The sequence below is a fragment of the Brucella anthropi ATCC 49188 genome (assembly GCF_000017405.1).
In the GTDB taxonomy this organism is placed as follows: domain Bacteria; phylum Pseudomonadota; class Alphaproteobacteria; order Rhizobiales; family Rhizobiaceae; genus Brucella; species Brucella anthropi.
On record NC_009668.1, the window covers coordinates 507,511 to 526,107 of the forward strand.

The following is an 18,597-nucleotide window of genomic DNA, read 5'->3' on the forward strand; positions in this document are numbered from 1 at the left end:
CGGACCTGAGAACCCGATAGCCTGTCCGATCACATCGCGGATGACATGGCCTTCCGGCGGCGGACACGACGGTGACCGGCAAAGACGGTTGAAGGAGTGCCATGCCGGTGGTCTCGGTTCGCATGGGGGCCTGCCTGGTCGCTGTCGCCAGCAAGGACGATGGTTCTGCTGTGCGTCCCCGATCTGCTTTCGAAAGCACCATCCCTCCGCCTGACTGATCCCCTAAGTCCGTTCGGCTTCCACCAGCAACCCCCGCGGCTCCCAGCCGTGTTGCCGCGCAAACGCGGCTGCCCGCCCCACCTGGGGCCTTGGGGGCAAGCTGCAGCAAGGGCGGCAGTTGCAGGAGTCTTCCGACGGCCTTGGCCGGGTCTCGTCGGAGGGACGGTCCCTCCGAGGAGCAACGGAGACCTACAATGCAGAACATCGTCATCCTCGCCGGCAACATCGGCCAGGCCCCCGAAACCCGCACCACCCAGGGCGGCACCGGCATCACCCACTTCACCCTGGCCACCTCGCGCCCCCGCTATTCGGAAGGCCGCGTCCTGCGCGACGAGAACGGCTATCGGGTCCAGGACACCGAATGGCACCGCATCACCTGCTTCAACGGCCTCGGCAAGACGGTCCAGCAGCATTGCGACAAGGGCATGAAGGTTCTGGTTCGCGGCCGCATCCACTACACGAAATGGACCGATGCCGCCGGGGTCGATCGCTACGGCTGCGAGATCATCGCCGAGACGGTCGATTTCCTGAGCCGGGCGAAGCAGACCCAGAACGACGACGGCAAGTTCATCGACGACGATGACATTCCGTTCTGATCGGGAACCCGAGGCCCGGCGGCGCAAGCCGCCGGGTTTCCCTCCTGCTTCACCGGATCGCGCCCGCCGCTTCTGGCAAGGTCCGGCGACCGAATCAGACGGGCATGGACGGGAGCGTCGTCTCTCTATCCTTGATAATTGCACCTGAATTTCGGCTGGTGCTCACAGCGAGAACGACTATTATAGTCGTAGTTCTGGAGTGCGTGCGTATCCCGGTGGGAGGTGATCATGTATGATCACCGCTCGCCAATCTCGGGCTGCGCGCGCGTTACTGGGATGGACACAGGAGACGCTCGCCGACAAGGCCCAGGTCGCATTGACCGCACTCAAACGCCTCGAATCCCAAAGCGGGCTCGAGGTGTTCGAGTCCACCCGCGACCAGGTGCGCCGCGCTCTCGAAGCGGCCGGGATCGTTTTCTTGTCGACGGATAAGGGCGAGGGCGTGTTGCTGCAACACGATACGGTCAACACCGACAAACGGTGAAACAGCGGCCAGCGTGATGTCAGGTTCTCGTCAAAAGGAATGGCTATCTTCCGCCGAAGATGGTTAACAAATACGTTACCCGAACGTGAGCGAATGATGGGCCGCGCGACACAGACATATCTCGACACACCACCGTCCAGCCAGACGCTGACGTCTTATGATCGCGAGCATATGAAACTCTACATGCGCCTTCTCGATGCCGAGCGTGATGGCGCCGATTGGCGCGAAGCTGTGCAGGTTCTCTTTGGCCTCGATCCAGAGTGCGATCCCGACCGCTGCCGCTCCATCCATGATACTCATCTCGCTCGCGCGCATTGGATGACCGAACACGGCTACCGCGAACTGGTCCGCGAAAGCCAGCGCAATTCCTGACGCGTGATGCGTGCCGCGCATCACCTGTTGACCATCGCCTGACTTCCTCAATTCAACGCGTGCGGGAATCCTGACCCTTCTCAATTCGTTTGAGTAGACCCGGGAGGCCGCGATGACCCCTGACGCATCGACTTGGCGTTCGTCGGCGCAATACGACCATCTGGATGAACTGACGGCATCCGATCTGGCCTGGGAATGGCTGCGCCGCAATGACGATTATGACGCAGATTTTGAAGCCTCAATTGCCGACCATGGAGACCCCCAACCGCTGACCGAACGGATCCGGCAGCGCTGGGGGTTGCGATTTCCCTGTCGATCCGCTGGTCCCGCCACCCGATGCGCCGGTCTTCTGGCTCCCAGCGGAGGACACAAGTGTGGTGGTGCTGACCGAAGCCCCTTCGGAACTTGACGACAGCACTGACGGCGCTCCGCCGAACTGGCGCCTCGACTTCTCGGTCGAGAACGCTGGCGCGGAGTTCCATGTCCCGCTTGGCAATGGGCGGAAGCTCCAGATCTTCGACGGCGCCATTATGGGGGACGCGATCGCGGTCGCCGTCGTCCCTCTCAGCCTCGCCGGTTTCGACCGGATCGAGGCCATTCAACGCTTCCTTTCGGCCCTGCATGGTCGCGCGATCCCGCCGGATACGCGCCTGACACGCCAGCAACGCGCGCGCCTCCGACGGATGCTGCGGGCCTTCGATGGCCATCGGGCCGGCGCGACGCAGCAGGAGATCGCGCGGGTTCTTCTGAACACCGGCCGGCTTGAGCGGGACGAATGGCAGGCGTCCTCGGCCCGTCATGCCATCAAGGCACTCCTGCGCGACGCCCGTTCCATGGTCGCCGGCGGTTATCGGAAACTCCTGCGTCATCGCCGCCCACGATAACGCGATCCTTTGCCCTGATGGTGGGCGATTTCGATACCCCCCAACTTCGCCCTGCAACTCGCCGCTCTTCCTGCGCCACCGTGGTCATTGCCCGCCGCTGATCCGCAGCGGCCGCTTGCAACCCCACGGAGGCCCGATCATGCCACATGAACCCGTCGTCCTGCCGCCGCGTTTTCTACGGACCAAGGAGGCCGCGACCTTTCTCAGCCTCTCGGCCCGGACCCTCGAAAAGCACCGCACCTACGGAACCGGGCCAGCCTATCGCAAGCTTGGCGGCCGTGTGGTCTATGCCATCGACGATCTTGAGGCCTGGACCGAGCGCGGCGCGGTGACCTCCACCTCCGATCCGCGCGGCTCCGTGCTGCCCGCCAAGCGTCATGCGTTTCCGTCCGGCCCGCAGGCCGGTCGTTACGCCCGCTGATCGCAGCCGGTTCCCTTCATGACGGTGCGACGCCGATCCCTTTCTGAGCGCGGGCAGCTCGACCTGTTCCGGGCGCTCCCCGGCGATTTCGCGCCACGAGACGCGCAGGATCTCATGGCCTATCCCTTCTTCTCCCTCGCCAAGTCGAAGCGCATCGCGCCCATCGACTTCGCCGCCGGCAATGTCTCCATCCGGGTCGAGGCTGTTCCCGATCACGGCATGGCCACGATCTGGGACGCCGATATTCTGATCTGGGCGGCGAGCCAGATCGTCGAAGCCCGCGACAGCGGCCTTCGCACCTCCCGGCTGATGGCCGCCACGCCCTACGAGATTCTCACCTATGTCGGGCGCGGCACCGGCTTGCGCGACTATCAGCGCCTGAAGGCGGCGCTCGACCGGCTGCAATCGACCACGATTTCCACCTCGATCCGCCAGCCGGTCGAAGGGCGCCGGCATCGCTTCTCCTGGATCAACGAATGGCAGGAACGCACCGACCATAGCGGCAGACCCGATGGCATCGAGATGATCGTGCCGGACTGGTTCTACCAGGCCGTCCTCGACGATGCGCTCGTGCTGACCATCGACCGGACCTATTTCGATCTCACCGGCGGCCTCGACCGCTGGCTCTACCGCCTGGTGCGCAAGCACGGCGGCCGCCAGCGCGATGGCTGGCGGTTCGATTTCCGTCACCTTCACCAGAAATCCGGCAGCCTGTCGCCGTTCAAGCGCTTCGCCTTCGAGTTGCGCGACATCATCCGGCGCCAGCCGCTGCCGGGCTATTCGCTGTTTCTCGAGGCCGAGGTCGGCGGGCGAATGCTGCTGGCCTTCGAGCCGCTCGCGCCCTGTGGAAAACCTGTGGATGGCCTCGTGCTATCGGGAACCCGGACTATCGTGCTATCGGGAACCGGAGGCTCGTGCTATCAGGAACCGAAACCGGGCTTAACACCCGGAACCCATTCAGGAAATCGCGCCCTTAACTTAGAGTCTAACAAAGAGTCTAACTTTGAAGAGCGCGCGCGCGATGTGGAAAACCTCATCCGCGACACCGCCAGAAGCCTTGGTAGAGCCGCTAAGAAGAGGGCATCCGACGCCCCGGCATCGCCTCGACCGGCATCTGATCGAGGCGCAACCGAGGCTCCTGAATCTGCAGAAAGACCCCGCCTGCCTCTCGATCTGCCGGGGGGGTGCAAATGATCATCGCGCTCCTCAACCAGAAGGGCGGTGTCGGCAAGACGACGCTGGCGCTGCATCTTGCCGGTGAACTGGCTCAGGGTGGCAAGCGCGTCACCCTGATCGACGCCGATCCGCAAGGCTCCGCCCTCGACTGGTCGCAACAACGCGCGCGTGAGGGCCTGCCACGCGCCTTCGGCACCGTTGGCCTGGCCCGCGACACGCTGCATCGCGAAGCGCCCGAACTCGCCCGCGATGTCGATCGCATCGTCATCGACGGGCCACCGCGCGTCGCCGGCCTCATGCGCTCCGCGCTGCTCGCCGCCGATCTCGTGCTGATCCCGGTGCAGCCATCGCCGTTCGACGGCTGGGCTTCGGCGGAGATGCTCGCCCTCCTGGCGGAGGCGCGCATCTACCGGCCCCAGCTCGTTGCCCGCTTCGTGCTCAACCGCTGCGGTGCCCGCACCGTCATCGCCCGCGAGACCGCCGAGACGCTGGCGGACCACGATCCTCCCGTGCTCACCAGCGCCATCGGCCAGCGCGTCGTCTTCGCCGACGCCGCGCAGACCGGGCGGCTCGTCCGCGAGATCGGGCGCCGATCACCCGCCGCGCGCGAGATTGCCGCCCTGGCCGCCGAGATCGGCCTGCTGGGGATCGGGAGGGTATCGGCATGACGATCCTTACCGGCGACTGCCGCGAAGAAATGCCCTGGCACGCACCCTACGACATGATCATCGCCGATCCGCCCTATGGCGACACTTCGCTCGCCTGGGATCGGCGCGTCGAGGGCTGGGTCGTGCTGGCGCGCGCCGCCCTCAGGCCGACCGGCTCGCTCTGGGTCTTCGGCTCGCTGCGCAGCTTCATGGCGACCGCCGACCGCTTCACTGACGCCGGCTTGCGGATCGCGCAGGAGATCGTCTGGGAAAAGCAGAACGGCACCGGCTTTCATGCCGACCGCTTCAAGCGGGTGCATGAACTGGCCGTCCAGTTCTATCCCGCCGAGACCGCTTGGCGTGACATCTACAACGACGTCCAGACCACGCCCGACGCGACGGCCCGCACGGTGCGGCGCAAGCAGCGCCCGCCCCATACCGGCCAGATCGACGCCGGCCATTATGTCAGCCATGACGGCGGGCCGCGCCTCATGCGCTCGGTCATCTACCTGCGCAACTGCCACGGCCGCGCCATCCATCCGACCGAAAAGCCGTCGGCGCTCCTGGAGATCCTGATCCGCACGAGCTGCCCCGAAGGCGGCCTGGTCGGCGACTGGTTCGCCGGTTCCGGCGCGGCCGGGGAAGCCTGCCGGCTTTCCGGCCGGCGCTATCTCGGCTGCGAGATCGACCCCGACATGGCCGAGTGCGCGCGGGCGCGCATCGCCACCGTGCTGCCATTCCATGACGGAATTTCGTCATGACGGCGCGCACCGAGAAGCGCTGCTTCGCTACGCGCCCGGCCGATCCCGATAGCTGGATCAAGGCCGGCGACGCGCCGCCAAAGCGCACGGATACCGCCGACGCCTATTCGGCGCGGCTGACCGTGGACATCACGCCGGCGCTGCGCGGCCGCATCAAGATCGCGGCCTTCCAGCGCGGCATCACCGTCGCCGACATGCTGCGCGACCTGCTGGCGCGCGAGTTTCCCGACATAGGGGGAGACCGCCCATGATCGGCATCGACGCCCATGACGGCGATCTGACCCGCGCGGAACTGACCTGGGTGGAAGGCAAGACCGAATACTGGATCAGATTCGGCCATGCGACTGGTGAGCAGATCCTCGATCGCAACCGGCGTGTTGTATTCTTCCATCCCGGCACGGTGTTTGCGTTCGTCCGCTGGGCGGCGAACGACCACGGCACGATCATTTCGCGCCTCGACATCCTGCGCGCGGTTGCGCCGGGCCAGTCCTATCAGACGCTGCCCTTCGTCCGTCCAGGCGGCGAAATCCTGCTGAAGATCGAAGGCTGGCCGAAGGTCGAGGCTGTCCTTCGCCATGTCGACGGGATCGAGGCCATAGGTGTCGATCCGGCCCAAGTCGATCCCGATCATTGGCGGCACGTCTCCCACTGGATAAACGCAGGCGAAGCGCCGCGTCCCTACACCGCGGAGCGTCATCAGGCATGGCTCTGGCGGCGGGAGATCGCCCCATGACGCGCTTTCGCTATGTCATGGTGACGACGGTTGCCACGCTCGGGATCGCCTTTGCCGGATTCGTTCCGACTGCGCCAAGGCTGGTCTGGAACGCATCGGCCAGCGTGCCGATCGGGTTCTATACTGTCGCACCCGACGACCGGATCGCGGTGCCCGATCTGGTCGCCGTCATCCCACCCGAACCCTTCGCCTCGTTTATGGTCGAGCGCGGCTACGTCGCACGCGACGTGCCGCTTCTGAAGCACGTTCTCGGCCTGCCCGGACAGCGCCTGTGCCGCGATGGCCGCGCCATTATCGTCGACGGCGTTCCGCTCGGCGAGGCGCGCGACCACGACAGCTTCGGCCGAGACCTGCCGGTCTGGCAGGGCTGTCGCGTCATCGCCGAGGGCGAAGTGTTCCTGATGAACCCGGACGTCGGCGACAGCCTCGACGGCCGCTATTTCGGCCCGTTCCCCGCCTCGGCGGTGATCGGCCACGCGATCCCGCTTTTCACCGACGAAGACGGCGAGGGCCGCTTTGTCTGGCGCGCGCCGATGCGGTGACAGCGCGTCCAGAGCGGGGCCGTTGAGCCGTCCCGCGTCTTCTCCACCGCATAGGAAAGGAGCCTTCCATGGCACAGATCGGCCAGTTTACCCGCACCCCGTCCGGCTATTCCGGGCGACTCCGCACGCTCTCGCTGGACGTCGAGCTGACCTTTACGCCGTCGGAAAATGCGGACGCCGACAAGGCGCCTGCCTATCGCATCCATCTCGGCGATGAGTATGGGCCGGAAGTCGGCGCAGGCTGGAAACATTCCGGCGAGCGCGCGGGACCGTTCGTCTCCGTGCTTCTCGACGATCCAGTTTTCCAGCAGCCGATCCGCGCCCGCCTGTTCCAGTCGGACGAAGACGGCCGCGACTGGGGCTTGCACTGGACCCGCCAAAAGAAGCGCGACGAGCAGGAGTGATCATGGTCACGTCCTGCATCCGTCCCGCCTCGGGGAGATGTGGCGCCCGCCGCCGCATCCTCCTCCTTCTTCTTTCCGGCCTGTTCGTCACAGCCATTGCCCCGCTGCCCGGCCTGGCGCAGATCGCCGTGATGGGTCGTGCCGTCGCCGTGCATCCGCACGGCGCCCATATCGAAGAGGCTTCGCAGCGGTTCGGCATCCCGGCGGCATGGATCATCGCCGTGATGCAGGTCGAAAGCGCGGGCAATATGCACGCCATATCGTCTGCCGGCGCGATGGGGCTGATGCAGGTCATGCCCTCGACTTGGGCGGAGCTGCGCATCCGCCATGCTCTCGGCCGCGACCCCTTCGAGCCGCGCGACAACATCCTCGCGGGCACCGCCTACCTACGCGAGATGTGGGATCGCTACGGCAATGTTGCCGCGATGCTCGCGGCCTACAATGCCGGTCCCGGTCGCTACGATGAATACCGCGCGACGGCTCGTCCGCTGCCTGCCGAGACGCGCGCCTATGTCGCTGCTTTGACGCCGATCCTGCTCGGCGAGCGGCCTTCCGGCAGCGGCTCGACGGTCGCTCCGCCGCCCGACTGGCGCGAGGCGGCGCTCTTCGTCGCGCGTGAAATCGGCGCTTCCGCTGCCGATCCCGCGTCCCCCGACCGCACGCCGGACGATGCCCCTTCGCTCGTCCCGGCGGCACCGGACGCACTCACCGCCTTGCAGTCGGAGGGGCTGTTCGTCGCCCGCGATGCCGGTGGGGACCGGCCATGAGCAGCGGCACCGCAATTCGCATCCCATCGGGCGCTGGCGTGTCATGGAGGGCGCAGAGGGTGGCGGCAGGCACCACGACCGAAAGATGGCGAGATAAAAGGCCGCACGGTGCGGCTGTGGCGGGCGGTTGTTTTTGTTCAGGTTTCCGGCGCGTCCCGCACCGTGCGGCGCTGGCGCGCACCGTGCGCTGCGCGCTCCTCTTCCTGATTTTCCTTGATGATTTGCACCGTGCGGGGGCGCCCCATGTCCGATGACAACGAGTTCCGCATCCGTCCGGGCCGTATCCGCTCGACCCGCGCGCAACAGGCGAGGCCCTTTGTCGCCCAGGCGCTCGCCGCCGCCCAGAAAGCCGGCGGACGCGTCTCGCGCTCCGGCAAGATCACCTCGGGCAACCGCTCACGCTTCGGGCGCGGTCAGCGCGCCAGCATCCAGGCCAACCGGCTTCTCACCGGACGCTCGCGCATCGCCGTCATCAAGACCCGCGTGGTTCGCCAAACGGCACGCTCGGCTCCGCTCGGCGCACACCTTAATTATCTGCGCCGCGATGGCGTGACCCGCGACGGGGAAAAGGCGCGGATGTTCGGCCCGGAAAGGGACGACATGGATGTCGGCGCTTTCGCGGAAAAGTGCCAGGACGACAGGCATCATTTCCGCTTCATCGTCTCGCCCGAAGACGCGGTGGACATGGCCAATCTGAAGGATCACGCCCGCGAGCTGATGGGGCAGATGGAGAAGGATCTCGGCACGCGCCTCGATTGGGTCGCCGTCGATCACTGGAACACCGACAATCCCCATATCCATATCATCCTGCGCGGCCGCACCGACGATGGCCAGGACCTGGTGATTTCCCGCGACTACCTCAAGGAGGGCATGCGCGCCCGTGCGCAGGATCTGGTCACGCAGGAACTCGGGCCCCGCACCGATCTGGAGATCCACCGCAATCTGGAGCGGCAGGTCGAGGCGGAACGCTGGACGCAGCTCGACCGGCAGCTTGTGCGCGACGCCGGCAAGTCCGGCATCATCGACCTTGCCCCGCTTCCCGACCGCCAGCCGGACGAGTTTCATACTCTGAAGGTGGGGCGGCTGCGAACCCTTGAAATCCGCGGGCTTGCCGAAGAGATCGGCCTCTCGCAATGGTTCATCAAGCCCGAAGCCGAAGCGGTCCTGCGTGAACTGGGCGAGCGCGGCGACATCATCAAGCGCATGCACCGTGCCCTGACCGAACGCGGCATCGAACGCGGCTCGGCCAGCTATGTCCTCGCCGGCGAAAGCCTTGACGTTCCCGTCATCGGCCGCCTGGTCGAGCGCGGCCTCGACGACGAGTTGAAGGGCACCGCTTATGCCGTGGTCGACGGCACCGACGGGCGGACCCATCACATCAAGCTGCCGCATCTCGACGCCGCCGGCGACAGTCCGCCCGGTTCCATCGTCGAGTTGCGATCCTGGGAGGACCCGCAGGGGCAGCGCCGCGTCGCGCTCGCCGTCCGCGCCGATCTCGATCTTGGTGCGCAAGTCGGCGCCTCGGGCGCGACCTGGCTCGACCGGCAGGCCATCGCCCGCGATCCGATCGCGCTGTCGGACAGCGGTTTCGGCGCTGAGGTCCGTCAGGCTCTGGACGAACGCGCTGAACATCTGATCGGCGAGGGCTTTGCCGAGCGGCAGGGCGGTCGCGTCGTCTTCGCGCGCCGGCTGCTCAGCACCTTGCGCCAACGCGAACTCGACAACCTCGGCGAGAAGCTCGCAACCGAGACCGGCATGTCCTTCGAGCGCGCAGCCAGCGGCGAATATGTCGCCGGCTCCTATCGCCAGCGTTTCGCGCTCGCCTCCGGCCGCTTCGCCATGATCGACGACGGCCTCGGCTTCCAGCTCGTGCCCTGGTCGCCCTCTCTCGAAAAACAGATCGGCCGTCACGTCTCCGGCGTAGCCCGCGATGATGGCGGCGTAGATTGGGACTTCGGGCGCAAGCGCTCCCTCGGCCTTTAGCCTCAACCAGAAAGGACCATCGCAATGTCCGCGACCAAGATCCTCTGGGGACAGATCACCATCGTCTTCCTCATCATCCTCGCCACCACCTGGGGCGCGACCCAGTATGTCGCCTCGAGCCTCGGTTATCAGGCGCAACTCGGGCCGCCCTGGTTCGTGATGTTCGGCGTGCCGATCTATTATCCGCCCGCGATCTTCTGGTGGTGGTATTTCTACGAAGCCTATGCGCCGCCGATCTTCGCCAAGGGCGGGATCATCGCGGCATCGGGCGGCTTCATCGCCATTGCCGTCGCCATCGGCATGTCGGTCTGGCGGGCGCGCGAGGCGAAAAACGTCGCCACCTATGGCTCGGCGCGATGGGCCGGGAAAGGAGAGATCAAGGCGGCGGGCCTGCTCGATCCCGATGGTGTTGTTCTCGGCCGTTACGAGAAGGACTATCTACGCCATGACGGGCCGGAGCATGTCCTGTGCTTTGCCCCGACACGTTCGGGCAAAGGCGTCGGCCTCGTCGTCCCGTCGCTGCTGACCTGGCCGGGGTCGGCCATCGTCCACGACATCAAGGGTGAGAACTGGCAGCTCACCTCCGGCTTCCGCTCGCAGCACGGCCGCGTGCTGCTCTTCGACCCGACCAACCCGAAATCCTCGGCCTACAATCCGCTGCTGGAAGTGCGCCGCGGCGAGTGGGAGGTGCGCGACGTCCAGAACATCGCCGACATCCTCGTCGATCCGGAAGGCAGTCTCGACAAGCGCAACCATTGGGAAAAGACCAGCCATTCGCTGCTGGTGGGCGCCATCCTGCATGTGCTTTACGCCGAACCCGACAAGACCCTGGCAGGTGTGGCCAAATTCCTGTCCGATCCGAAGCGCCCGGTGGATTCCACGTTGCGCGCCATGATGAAGACCGCGCATCTGGGCGAAGCGGGGCCGCACCCGGTCGTTGCCAGCGCCGCGCGCGAGCTGCGCAACAAGTCCGAGAACGAGCGCAGCGGCGTGTTGTCGACGGCGATGTCGTTTCTCGGCCTGTATCGCGATCCGGTCGTGGCCGAAGTCACACGCCGCTCCGACTGGCGCATCAGCGATATTGTGGGAGGCGATCAGCCGGTCACGCTTTACCTCGTCGTGCCGCCCTCCGACATCAACCGCACCAAGCCGCTGATGCGATTGCTGCTCAATCAGATCGGCCGTCGCCTGACCGAAGACCTGCAGGCGAACGCCGGGCGGCATCGGCTCCTTCTGATGCTGGACGAGTTTCCGGCGCTGGGCAGGCTCGATTTCTTCGAGACCGCGCTGGCTTTCATGGCCGGCTACGGTCTGAAATCATTCCTGATCGCGCAGTCGCTGAACCAGATCGAGAAAGCCTACGGGCCGAACAACTCGATCCTCGACAACTGCCATGTCCGCGTCAGCTTCGCCACCAACGACGAGCGCACGGCGAAACGGGTGTCGGATGCGCTCGGCACCGCCACCGAGATGAAGGCGATGAAGAACTATGCCGGCCATCGCCTGTCGCCCTGGCTCGGGCACCTTATGGTCTCGCGCTCGGAAACCGCGCGCCAGTTGCTGACGCCGGGCGAGATCATGCAGCTTCCCCCACATGAGGAGATCGTCATGGTGGCGGGCATCCCCCCGATCCGGGCGACGAAGGCGCGCTATTACGAGGACGCCCGGTTTCGCGAGCGCGTTCTGTCACCGCCTGAATTGAAAGGTCCCGAAGAAACGCGGCCCGACGACTGGACCAAGCTTCCGATCCCGGCGCGACCGGAAGGCGCCACGGATCACGGCGACCAGAGAACCAATGACGAAGATCCGACCGAATCCGAACGCCGATTGCAGCCTGAACTCAGCCGCGTAAAGCCCGTGGAGAAGAAAAAGCCCCTCGAGAACGAATTCGAGATCGCGCCGCCCGATGAAGTTGAGGAAGAGGCCATGCAAAATCGGCGCATGATCCGCCAGGTGCAGGGCATTGCCCGGCAGGTTGCCATGGACCCGAACGACGGCATGGAGCTGTAGCGCCATGGCCAATCTCCGGAAGAAGAAAAAACTCACCGTCTATCTGGACCCCGATGTCGAAAAAGCCCTGACCGAGTTTGCCGCGCGGCGGGACCGGTCGCAGTCGATGATCGGCGAGGCGGCCATCGCCTCATTCCTGTCTCCCGACGATGCCGAACGCCGAGAGGCGATAATCGCCAAGCGCCTCGATCGACTCGATCGCCGCATGGACCGGCTTGAACGAGACGTCGGCATCGCCGTCGAAAGCCTGGCGGTCTTCATCCGCTTCTGGGTCAACACCACACCGGCCTTGCCTGAGCCGGCGGCAAAGGCCGCGAAGGCCAAATCAGCGGAGCGATACGAGGCGTTCATCACCGCGCTCGGTCGCCGCCTCGCACAGGGACCGAAGCTGCGGCAGGAGGTGTCGGAGGATGTGACGGATCAGAGAGTTGAATTTGGCCGCCTTAGTCGTTGACACGAGTTCCCGCTCCCGGTTGGCTGAGCAGTAACAAGGATCCGCCGGAAGCGGCCTTCGCGACTGTCGCGGTCTTTGGGATTTTCGCGAATTATCCTAAGGTGATGGCTGTATATTCACTCGACTTTGGAGGAACAGCCTTGAGACTTGCCATTGCCAGCCTGTTCGCCATCGGTCTCGCCGTCCCTGCCTTCGCCCAGACGGAACCGCCCGCAGATTTTGACGAAGCCGCATGGCAGGCCGAATGGGACGCGGGCGACACGGATGGCGACGGCAAGCTGAGCCGGGAAGAGGCGAAAGCCGGGAATCCGAACATGACCGATGAAGTCTTCGACCAGATCGACACCGATGGCGACGGTTTCATCAGCCCCGCGGAAGACAAGGCCGCGCTCTTCGAAGCACGCGGCAAAACCACAAATGAATAGGGTATGGGCGGGGGCTTTTGGCGCAACGGTGTTTGTCGCGGCAGCATCCGTGGCAGGCGCGGAGGCGCCCACGTCCGCCAGACCGGCCGGGTTGCCTGAGAACTATGTTCCTGAAATCCCCTCGCATGAGATGGAGCCGGACACCGGCCCGCTTTCGGCCGCCCTACAGGAGCGTTTCCGCGACCGTATCGCCGGTATCTTCATCGAGCGCGAGCCCGATTTCCATGTCGTCGTCAGGCTAACGGGAGACCGGGATGCGGGCACGCTTCAGTACCAATTGGGCGAAGATCGGGTGCGTGTCGAAGTCCTGACAGGCGCATCCCATACCGTCGATCAACTGGTCGCCGCGTTGGATGACCGCCAGATGATTACGCGCGTTCTTCCCGATGGCTACGGCGGATATGTCGATGAGCGCACCGGATATGTGGTTCTTACGGTTCTCCCCGGAACAGAGCTTGCCGGTGGCAGCGAAGCATCCCTTTCGGCTGCTTTGGGCGTGCCGATCCGCATCATCGAAGGGGAACCCGCTACAATCGGTCCAGCACCACAGCAGCGGGAAGAGCGGTAATCCATTGCGGCCCGGATTCCGGGCCGCGACGTGTCGCAAAAATCAGTCGCACAATTTTGACTTTCGCACGCGACATTTGCGACAGAAATTCCCCTGAAAATTCAACGTTGGCCTGACCTGCTACAAAAATCAGGGATCTTCGTGACGGCTTCTCAAAACTTATCGTTGCTTCCCGCTTCTCCTTTGATCGGCCCCCATAACAGCGCGACGAGGGCGAGATTGGCGATGGCGAGAGCTGCCAGCGCCACAAGAGTTTGATCGGTGCCCCCGACCGAAAGCAGGATCGCACCCACGGTTGGGCCGGCAGCTTGGGCGACGAGACTGGGCCGGGCAAGCCGCCCCATGATCGGCGCATAGCGGGAAGGTCCGAACAGGGCGAGCGGGAGCGCACCCTTGGCGATCGAGAAGATGCCATTGCCGGCCCCGTAGAGGATGAGCGACAGGCCGATGATGAGAAAACCTGCCGCGAGCATCGTCACCCCTGCCGCGCTCAGGACGGAGGCGGCCGCGAGTGTCCAGAAGGGATGATGCCTCCCCCCGCTCGCCATTTCGCCAATTCGGCCGGCGACTTGGGCCGGGCCTATCAGCGCGCCGAGGGCTACAGCTTCGCCCAGCGACAGCCCGCGTTGCTGCAACAGGGTCAGCAGATGCACCGATATGATGGTGACGCCCAATCCGGCCAGCACCACGATCGCCATCATGATCAGATAGGCCCGGCGCTCATGGTCGCGCAGCTTGATCGCAGGAGCTTGGTCTTTGCCACCGATCGGCCTGGGCTTGCCGTTGCTCGGAAGGACCAGCAGCACGAGCGGCAGGCAGATCGCGAGATGAATGCCGGCATAGGCCATGCAGGCCCCGCGCCATCCCAGATGCTCCAGAAACAAGGCCGAGAGCGGCCAGCAGACCGTGCTTGCGAAGCCGCCCCACAAGGTCAGTGTAGTGATGGCGGATCGCGCGGAACGGCCATAATAGCCCCCGAGCGTGGCAAATGCCGCATCATAAAGGCCGGCCCCCATGCCGATACCGAGCACGATCCATCCGGCGACGAATACCCATAGGGACGGCGCAGCCGCAAGGATGACGAGGCCGGCAGCGAACAGCAGGCAAGCCAGAGCAAGGATGGGACGCCCGCCGTGCTGGCCAATGGCGTCACCCACGCGCGGGGAAACGACGCCGGCCGCGAGCAGGCCAATGGAGAGAGCGCCGACGATCCATGAAAGCGGCCAACCCGTATCGGCCGCGATCGGGGCGGCGAGAACGGCGAGCAGGTAATAGGAGCTGCCCCATGCAAATATCTGTACGATGCCGAGCGCGGAGATGACGGGCCACCTTCTCGCGTCGGGAGACAGGCCCGTTTGAGCCGGCAGGTTTGTCGTCACCGGACGCGCTTGAGCGCCATACGCTCTTCCAGCTTTTGGGCGGTTTCCTTGCGCTCGCTGTAGCGGTCGGTGAGGTAAGGAGCGACGTCGCGGGTCAGAAGCGTGAACTTCACCAGTTCCTCCATCACATCGACCACCCGGTCGTAATAGGATGAAGGCTTCATTCGACCCGCTTCGTCGAACTCCTGATATGCCTTGGCGACCGAGGACTGGTTGGGGATGGTGATCATCCGCATCCAGCGGCCGAGGACGCGAAGTTGGTTGACGGCGTTGAAACTCTGCGAGCCGCCAGAGACTTGCATCACGGCCAATGTGCGGCCCTGGGTGGGGCGAACTGCGCCAACCGCGAGCGGTATCCAGTCGATTTGCGCCTTGAGGACTCCGCTCATGGCACCGTGACGTTCGGGGCTGGTCCAGACCTGCCCTTCGGACCATTCCGAAAGTTTCCGAAGCTCCTGCACCTTCGGATGATCAACGGGCGCACCATCAGGCAGCGGCAGGCCGTGCGGATCGAACACACGGGTTTCCGCGCCGAAGTGGTTGAGGAGCCGTTCGGCTTCGAGCGTGAGCAGCTTGCTATAGGAGCGTTCACGCAACGAGCCGTAGAGCAGGAGAATGCGCGGCGGATGAGCAGAGGGCGTCGTTCGTAGGCGTTCAGCCGATGGGCTGTCGAGCACCGCGCGGACCACATTAGGAAGGTCGGAAACCGTCATGGCTTGGCCTCGGCCGGAACGGCAACGGGCGTCCCTTTCTCGGGAAACCACTTCGCGCCGAGCCTGAGCGCGACATGAACGAGCAGGATCAGTGCGGGCACTTCCACGAGCGGGCCGATGACGGCGGCGAAGGCCACCGGCGATGCGAGACCGAATGCCGCGATGGCGACCGCGATGGCCAACTCGAAATTATTGCCGGCAGCGGTGAAGGCGATGGCCGTGGTGCGCGGATAATCCGCCTCGATCAGCCGGCCCATCGCGAAGCTGATGAGGAACTGGATGACGAAATAAAGCGCCAGGGGAATGGCTATGCGCAGGACATCGAGAGGCAGCGACACCACGTCCGCGCCCTTGAGGCTGAACATGGCGACAATGGTGAACAGCAGCGCGGCTAGCGTTATGGGGCTGATGCGCGGCAGAAATTCGTGCTCATACCAGCCCGCGCCTTTGCGAGCGATGAGGATGCGGCGCGTCAGGAACCCGGCGAGGAAGGGAATGCCGAGATAGATCAGCACCGCTTCGGTAATGGTCCAGAAGCTCACGTCTATGACGCTGCCCTCAAGGCCGAAGAGGGGTGGCAAGACGGAAAGGAAAAACCACGCATAGGTGGAGAAGAACAGAATCTGGAATATCGAGTTGAAGGCAACCAGACCGGCGACATATTGATTGTCGCCGCGCGCGAGTTGGTTCCAGACCAGCACCATAGCGATGCAGCGGGCGAGTCCGATCAGGATCAGTCCTGTCATGTATTCCGGGTGGTCGCGCAGGAAGATCACGGCCAGCGCGAACATCAGCGTCGGGCCGATGATCCAGTTTTGTACCAGCGAAAGGATCAGCACTCGCTTGTCGGAAAAGACCCGGTGCAGTTCTTCGTAGCGCACCTTGGCGAGCGGCGGATACATCATCAGGATCAGGCCGATGGCGATCGGTATGTTGGTGGTGCCGACCGACATGGCGTTGAGAGCTTCCGGCAAGCCGGTGAATATCGTGCCCAGCACGACGCCGAGTGCCATCGCGGCGAAAATCCACACCGTCAGATAGCGGTCGAGGAAACCAAGGCGGGAAGCTGGCTTGAGGGAAGCCATCAGTATTCTCCAATCGCAGGCTGAAAGTCAGGCGGAAGCAACGCGCCGTCCATGTTCGTCAATGATCCGCTCGCCATCCTCTTTGACGAACTCGCCCCGTTGTGGGGGCAGCAGATCAAGAACGGCTTCGGACGGTCGGCAGAGCTTGACCCCTTGGGGGGTGACGACGAGGGGGCGATTGATGAGGATCGGGTGCGCCATCATGGCGTCGAGCAATGCGTCATCGCTCAATTCTGGATCGCCAAGGCCGAGGTCGGCATAGGGCGTTCCTTTCTCCCGCAAGATCGAGCGGGCCGTCAGGCTGGCGCGCTCGATGAGTTGCGCGAGCAGCGCCCGTGAGGGCGGGGTTTTCAGATATTCGATGATATGCGGCTCGACGCCGGAATTGCGGATCAGGCCGAGCGTATTGCGCGAGGTGCCGCAATCGGGATTGTGGTAGACAATGACATCCATGGATTGCCTCACGCCGCGCCAGAGCGGGGCGAGGCTGCCCCTTCGGATTGACCGATTTCGTTGAGCTTCATATTGAGCGACGATTTATCGAGGCTGGCGACGGGCAAGGCCACGAAGACCGAAATCCGGGTTTTCATGTAGCGAAACGCCGTGACAAAAGCCGCCATGCGCTGAATCTCGGTGCCCTCGACGGTGGCGGGGTCTTCGATACCCCAATGCGCGGTCATCGGCTGGCCCGGCCAGACCGGACAGGCTTCGCCGGCCGCGTTGTCGCAGACGGTGAACACGAAATCCATCACCGGCGCGTCGGGGCCGGAGAATTCTTCCCATCCTTTCGATCGGAAGCCTTCAGCCGGGTAGTCGTAGCTTTCGAGTACCTTCAGGGCGAGCGGGTTCACTTCGCCTTTGGGCTGGCTTCCAGCCGAATAGGCCCGGAAGCGACCCGCACCATCCTTGTTCAAGATGCTTTCGGCAAGGATCGAGCGGGCGGAATTTCCGGTGCAAAGAAACAGCACGTTGAAGATTCTATCGGAGTGATTGGCCATAGGCTCAGGCATGGGTGACGCCTTTCGTCGGTTTGCAGCAGGACAGCGCGGCGACTGCCGGGTTGCACACGTCCGGGTGGCCTTGGCAGCAATCGCGCATGAGAAATTCGAGCAGGCCGGACAGCGCCGGATAGGAGGCGCTGTAGATGATCGAGCGCCCGTCGCGCCGCGACTCGATGAGGTCGGCTTGTTCAAGGTGGCTCAGGTGGAAGGACATGCGCGACGACGATGCGCCGTCCATCGCTTCCCCGATCGCGCCGGCCGGCATCCCTTCCGGGCCGGCCGTCACCAGCAGGCGCACGATGCGCAGCCGGGTTTCCTGCGAGAGCGCCGCGAAGGCAGAGAGGGCTTGCTTTTCGTTCATGTATGCCTCAACATCTCAAGAGTAGTTGAATCATGGATACACGGACATGAACGCTTACGCCAGCCCCTTAATCACAGAATTTCCTGATGTTGCCTCGCTCGGGGCGATCCTCGATATTTTGGAGGGCCATGCCGACAAGGTTCTTGTGCTCGCCTATGGCGACGGGCAGCAGGTGCAGGCCGGCTATCACATCACGGAGGTCAAGGCCGGTTCCTTCGTCACGCTCGATTGCGGCGGCAATCCCGATGCGTGGCGGGAGACGGTCTTGCAGGTCGAGGATATTCCCCCGACCGAAGGCAGCATGCCGATGACCGTCGCCAAGTTCCGGTCAATCTTGGGAAAGGTCGGCAGCAGGGTCCAGCTTGACACGGACGCGCGGTTGACATGGGAGGTGAGCCGGCCCGGTGAGCCGATGCAGGTCTATGACGGGGCCGGAATCGAGATCGAGAAAGACCGGACGATTGTGCGTCTCAGCCCGCGCCCCGCAATCTGCAAGCCGAGGCATCGCGCGCAGCAGACGAGAGCGTCTGCCTGCTGCGGCTAAGCCCGCCCGAGCCATTGCCATGTCGTACTACTTCTAAATCCCGCTACGTTGCAGGTTCCGGGAATTTT

General features: G+C 64.4%; 26 protein-coding genes. 20 read left to right on the forward strand and 6 right to left on the reverse strand.

Annotated elements, in window-relative coordinates; translation table 11 throughout:
* The first annotated feature begins 413 nt into the window (after nucleotides 1–413).
* The 19 genes from OANT_RS16455 (at nucleotide 414) to OANT_RS16540 (ending at nucleotide 13,446) form a co-directional block, all read left to right on the forward strand.
* Nucleotides 414–815 carry a single-stranded DNA-binding protein gene (locus OANT_RS16455; RefSeq protein WP_012092621.1) on the forward strand — a complete coding sequence of 134 codons (402 nt, stop codon included), beginning with the start codon at nucleotides 414–416 and terminating at the stop codon, nucleotides 813–815.
* Between the two features lie 232 nt (nucleotides 816–1,047).
* Nucleotides 1,048–1,299, forward strand: a complete 252-nt coding sequence (locus OANT_RS16460; RefSeq protein ID WP_012092622.1) for a helix-turn-helix domain-containing protein — start codon at nucleotides 1,048–1,050, stop codon at nucleotides 1,297–1,299.
* Between the two features lie 96 nt (nucleotides 1,300–1,395).
* Complete coding sequence (locus tag OANT_RS16465; protein WP_028034393.1) at nucleotides 1,396–1,671, forward strand: DNA -binding domain-containing protein; 276 nt, start codon at nucleotides 1,396–1,398, stop codon at nucleotides 1,669–1,671.
* A 112-nt stretch (nucleotides 1,672–1,783) separates the two neighbouring features.
* The gene (locus tag OANT_RS25785) at nucleotides 1,784–2,080 is read left to right on the forward strand and encodes a transcriptional regulator domain-containing protein (RefSeq protein ID WP_012092624.1); all 297 of its coding nucleotides are present in this window, start codon (nucleotides 1,784–1,786) and stop codon (nucleotides 2,078–2,080) included.
* Nucleotides 2,046–2,555 (forward strand): DUF2285 domain-containing protein, encoded by a 510-nt coding sequence (locus OANT_RS25790; RefSeq protein WP_036749067.1) that lies wholly within the window; start codon nucleotides 2,046–2,048, stop codon nucleotides 2,553–2,555. Before OANT_RS25785 ends, OANT_RS25790 begins: the two co-directional genes overlap by 35 nt.
* Nucleotides 2,556–2,694: 139 nt before the next feature.
* Entirely contained in the window at nucleotides 2,695–2,976 is a 282-nt protein-coding gene (locus tag OANT_RS16475; RefSeq protein WP_012092626.1) for a helix-turn-helix transcriptional regulator, read from the forward strand.
* A gap of 18 nt (nucleotides 2,977–2,994) precedes the next feature.
* Nucleotides 2,995–4,170 carry a replication initiator protein A gene (locus tag OANT_RS16480; RefSeq protein WP_012092627.1) on the forward strand — a complete coding sequence of 392 codons (1,176 nt, stop codon included), beginning with the start codon at nucleotides 2,995–2,997 and terminating at the stop codon, nucleotides 4,168–4,170.
* Nucleotides 4,167–4,820, forward strand: coding sequence for a ParA family partition ATPase (parA, locus tag OANT_RS16485; RefSeq protein ID WP_012092628.1), 654 nt, complete (start codon nucleotides 4,167–4,169; stop codon nucleotides 4,818–4,820). Before OANT_RS16480 ends, parA begins: the two co-directional genes overlap by 4 nt.
* Complete coding sequence (locus tag OANT_RS16490; RefSeq protein ID WP_012092629.1) at nucleotides 4,817–5,560, forward strand: DNA-methyltransferase; 744 nt, start codon at nucleotides 4,817–4,819, stop codon at nucleotides 5,558–5,560. Before parA ends, OANT_RS16490 begins: the two co-directional genes overlap by 4 nt.
* Nucleotides 5,557–5,811, forward strand: coding sequence for a hypothetical protein (locus OANT_RS16495; protein ID WP_012092630.1), 255 nt, complete (start codon nucleotides 5,557–5,559; stop codon nucleotides 5,809–5,811). Before OANT_RS16490 ends, OANT_RS16495 begins: the two co-directional genes overlap by 4 nt.
* Complete coding sequence (locus OANT_RS16500; protein ID WP_012092631.1) at nucleotides 5,808–6,293, forward strand: DUF2840 domain-containing protein; 486 nt, start codon at nucleotides 5,808–5,810, stop codon at nucleotides 6,291–6,293. The genes OANT_RS16495 and OANT_RS16500 overlap by 4 nt, the downstream gene beginning before the upstream one ends.
* On the forward strand, nucleotides 6,290–6,835 hold the full coding sequence (locus OANT_RS16505) for a S26 family signal peptidase (protein WP_012092632.1): 546 nt from the start codon (nucleotides 6,290–6,292) through the stop codon (nucleotides 6,833–6,835). The genes OANT_RS16500 and OANT_RS16505 overlap by 4 nt, the downstream gene beginning before the upstream one ends.
* A gap of 68 nt (nucleotides 6,836–6,903) precedes the next feature.
* Nucleotides 6,904–7,239, forward strand: a complete 336-nt coding sequence (locus OANT_RS16510; protein WP_012092633.1) for a DUF736 domain-containing protein — start codon at nucleotides 6,904–6,906, stop codon at nucleotides 7,237–7,239.
* 2 nt (nucleotides 7,240–7,241) lie between these two features.
* Nucleotides 7,242–8,006, forward strand: coding sequence for a lytic transglycosylase domain-containing protein (locus OANT_RS16515; RefSeq protein ID WP_012092634.1), 765 nt, complete (start codon nucleotides 7,242–7,244; stop codon nucleotides 8,004–8,006).
* A 243-nt stretch (nucleotides 8,007–8,249) separates the two neighbouring features.
* Complete coding sequence (locus OANT_RS16520) at nucleotides 8,250–9,989, forward strand: relaxase/mobilization nuclease domain-containing protein (protein ID WP_012092635.1); 1,740 nt, start codon at nucleotides 8,250–8,252, stop codon at nucleotides 9,987–9,989.
* A gap of 24 nt (nucleotides 9,990–10,013) precedes the next feature.
* On the forward strand, nucleotides 10,014–11,999 hold the full coding sequence (locus tag OANT_RS16525) for a conjugal transfer protein TraG (protein ID WP_012092636.1): 1,986 nt from the start codon (nucleotides 10,014–10,016) through the stop codon (nucleotides 11,997–11,999).
* 4 nt (nucleotides 12,000–12,003) lie between these two features.
* The gene (locus tag OANT_RS16530; protein WP_012092637.1) at nucleotides 12,004–12,453 is read left to right on the forward strand and encodes a ribbon-helix-helix domain-containing protein; all 450 of its coding nucleotides are present in this window, start codon (nucleotides 12,004–12,006) and stop codon (nucleotides 12,451–12,453) included.
* Between the two features lie 140 nt (nucleotides 12,454–12,593).
* On the forward strand, nucleotides 12,594–12,878 hold the full coding sequence (locus OANT_RS16535) for an EF-hand domain-containing protein (RefSeq protein WP_036749074.1): 285 nt from the start codon (nucleotides 12,594–12,596) through the stop codon (nucleotides 12,876–12,878).
* The gene (locus tag OANT_RS16540; protein WP_028034399.1) at nucleotides 12,871–13,446 is read left to right on the forward strand and encodes a hypothetical protein; all 576 of its coding nucleotides are present in this window, start codon (nucleotides 12,871–12,873) and stop codon (nucleotides 13,444–13,446) included. Before OANT_RS16535 ends, OANT_RS16540 begins: the two co-directional genes overlap by 8 nt.
* Nucleotides 13,447–13,598: 152 nt before the next feature.
* On the opposite strand, the gene OANT_RS16545 is transcribed toward OANT_RS16540, so the two are convergent.
* From OANT_RS16545 to OANT_RS16570, 6 genes are read right to left on the reverse strand one after another with little or no spacing between them, the layout of a single operon-like run.
* Nucleotides 13,599–14,795 carry an MFS transporter gene (locus OANT_RS16545; protein WP_049768451.1) on the reverse strand — a complete coding sequence of 399 codons (1,197 nt, stop codon included), beginning with the start codon at nucleotides 14,793–14,795 and terminating at the stop codon, nucleotides 13,599–13,601.
* Nucleotides 14,796–14,821: 26 nt separating this feature from the next.
* Nucleotides 14,822–15,538, reverse strand: coding sequence for an arsenical resistance protein ArsH (gene arsH, locus OANT_RS16550; RefSeq protein WP_012092640.1), 717 nt, complete (start codon nucleotides 15,536–15,538; stop codon nucleotides 14,822–14,824).
* Nucleotides 15,535–16,623: an ACR3 family arsenite efflux transporter gene (gene arsB, locus OANT_RS16555; protein ID WP_012092641.1), complete on the reverse strand. Its 1,089-nt coding sequence runs from the start codon at nucleotides 16,621–16,623 to the stop codon at nucleotides 15,535–15,537. The genes arsH and arsB overlap by 4 nt, the downstream gene beginning before the upstream one ends.
* A 27-nt stretch (nucleotides 16,624–16,650) precedes the next feature.
* The gene (gene arsC / locus OANT_RS16560; protein ID WP_012092642.1) at nucleotides 16,651–17,076 is read right to left on the reverse strand and encodes an arsenate reductase (glutaredoxin); all 426 of its coding nucleotides are present in this window, start codon (nucleotides 17,074–17,076) and stop codon (nucleotides 16,651–16,653) included.
* Between the two features lie 8 nt (nucleotides 17,077–17,084).
* Nucleotides 17,085–17,633 (reverse strand): arsenate reductase ArsC, encoded by a 549-nt coding sequence (locus tag OANT_RS16565; protein ID WP_012092643.1) that lies wholly within the window; start codon nucleotides 17,631–17,633, stop codon nucleotides 17,085–17,087.
* Entirely contained in the window at nucleotides 17,626–17,985 is a 360-nt protein-coding gene (locus OANT_RS16570; RefSeq protein ID WP_012092644.1) for an ArsR/SmtB family transcription factor, read from the reverse strand. The genes OANT_RS16565 and OANT_RS16570 overlap by 8 nt, the downstream gene beginning before the upstream one ends.
* A gap of 46 nt (nucleotides 17,986–18,031) precedes the next feature.
* Between OANT_RS16570 and OANT_RS16575 the strand changes: the two genes are divergently transcribed.
* Nucleotides 18,032–18,529 (forward strand): DUF6428 family protein, encoded by a 498-nt coding sequence (locus OANT_RS16575; protein ID WP_012092645.1) that lies wholly within the window; start codon nucleotides 18,032–18,034, stop codon nucleotides 18,527–18,529.
* Nucleotides 18,530–18,597 lie beyond the last annotated feature (68 nt).

Coding starts and splice junctions, on each gene's coding strand:
- OANT_RS16455 (WP_012092621.1), top strand. CDS start 414: ATGCAGAACATCGTCATCCTCGCCGGCAACATCGGCCAGGCCCCCGAA.
- OANT_RS16460 (WP_012092622.1), top strand. CDS start 1,048: ATGATCACCGCTCGCCAATCTCGGGCTGCGCGCGCGTTACTGGGATGG.
- OANT_RS16465 (WP_028034393.1), top strand. CDS start 1,396: ATGGGCCGCGCGACACAGACATATCTCGACACACCACCGTCCAGCCAG.
- OANT_RS25785 (WP_012092624.1), top strand. CDS start 1,784: ATGACCCCTGACGCATCGACTTGGCGTTCGTCGGCGCAATACGACCAT.
- OANT_RS16475 (WP_012092626.1), top strand. CDS start 2,695: ATGCCACATGAACCCGTCGTCCTGCCGCCGCGTTTTCTACGGACCAAG.
- OANT_RS16480 (WP_012092627.1), top strand. CDS start 2,995: ATGACGGTGCGACGCCGATCCCTTTCTGAGCGCGGGCAGCTCGACCTG.
- parA (WP_012092628.1), top strand. CDS start 4,167: ATGATCATCGCGCTCCTCAACCAGAAGGGCGGTGTCGGCAAGACGACG.
- OANT_RS16490 (WP_012092629.1), top strand. CDS start 4,817: ATGACGATCCTTACCGGCGACTGCCGCGAAGAAATGCCCTGGCACGCA.
- OANT_RS16495 (WP_012092630.1), top strand. CDS start 5,557: ATGACGGCGCGCACCGAGAAGCGCTGCTTCGCTACGCGCCCGGCCGAT.
- OANT_RS16500 (WP_012092631.1), top strand. CDS start 5,808: ATGATCGGCATCGACGCCCATGACGGCGATCTGACCCGCGCGGAACTG.
- OANT_RS16505 (WP_012092632.1), top strand. CDS start 6,290: ATGACGCGCTTTCGCTATGTCATGGTGACGACGGTTGCCACGCTCGGG.
- OANT_RS16510 (WP_012092633.1), top strand. CDS start 6,904: ATGGCACAGATCGGCCAGTTTACCCGCACCCCGTCCGGCTATTCCGGG.
- OANT_RS16515 (WP_012092634.1), top strand. CDS start 7,242: ATGGTCACGTCCTGCATCCGTCCCGCCTCGGGGAGATGTGGCGCCCGC.
- OANT_RS16520 (WP_012092635.1), top strand. CDS start 8,250: ATGTCCGATGACAACGAGTTCCGCATCCGTCCGGGCCGTATCCGCTCG.
- OANT_RS16525 (WP_012092636.1), top strand. CDS start 10,014: ATGTCCGCGACCAAGATCCTCTGGGGACAGATCACCATCGTCTTCCTC.
- OANT_RS16530 (WP_012092637.1), top strand. CDS start 12,004: ATGGCCAATCTCCGGAAGAAGAAAAAACTCACCGTCTATCTGGACCCC.
- OANT_RS16540 (WP_028034399.1), top strand. CDS start 12,871: ATGAATAGGGTATGGGCGGGGGCTTTTGGCGCAACGGTGTTTGTCGCG.
- arsH (WP_012092640.1), bottom strand. CDS start 15,538: ATGACGGTTTCCGACCTTCCTAATGTGGTCCGCGCGGTGCTCGACAGC.
- arsB (WP_012092641.1), bottom strand. CDS start 16,623: ATGGCTTCCCTCAAGCCAGCTTCCCGCCTTGGTTTCCTCGACCGCTAT.
- arsC (WP_012092642.1), bottom strand. CDS start 17,076: ATGGATGTCATTGTCTACCACAATCCCGATTGCGGCACCTCGCGCAAT.
- OANT_RS16565 (WP_012092643.1), bottom strand. CDS start 17,633: ATGCCTGAGCCTATGGCCAATCACTCCGATAGAATCTTCAACGTGCTG.
- OANT_RS16570 (WP_012092644.1), bottom strand. CDS start 17,985: ATGAACGAAAAGCAAGCCCTCTCTGCCTTCGCGGCGCTCTCGCAGGAA.
- OANT_RS16575 (WP_012092645.1), top strand. CDS start 18,032: ATGAACGCTTACGCCAGCCCCTTAATCACAGAATTTCCTGATGTTGCC.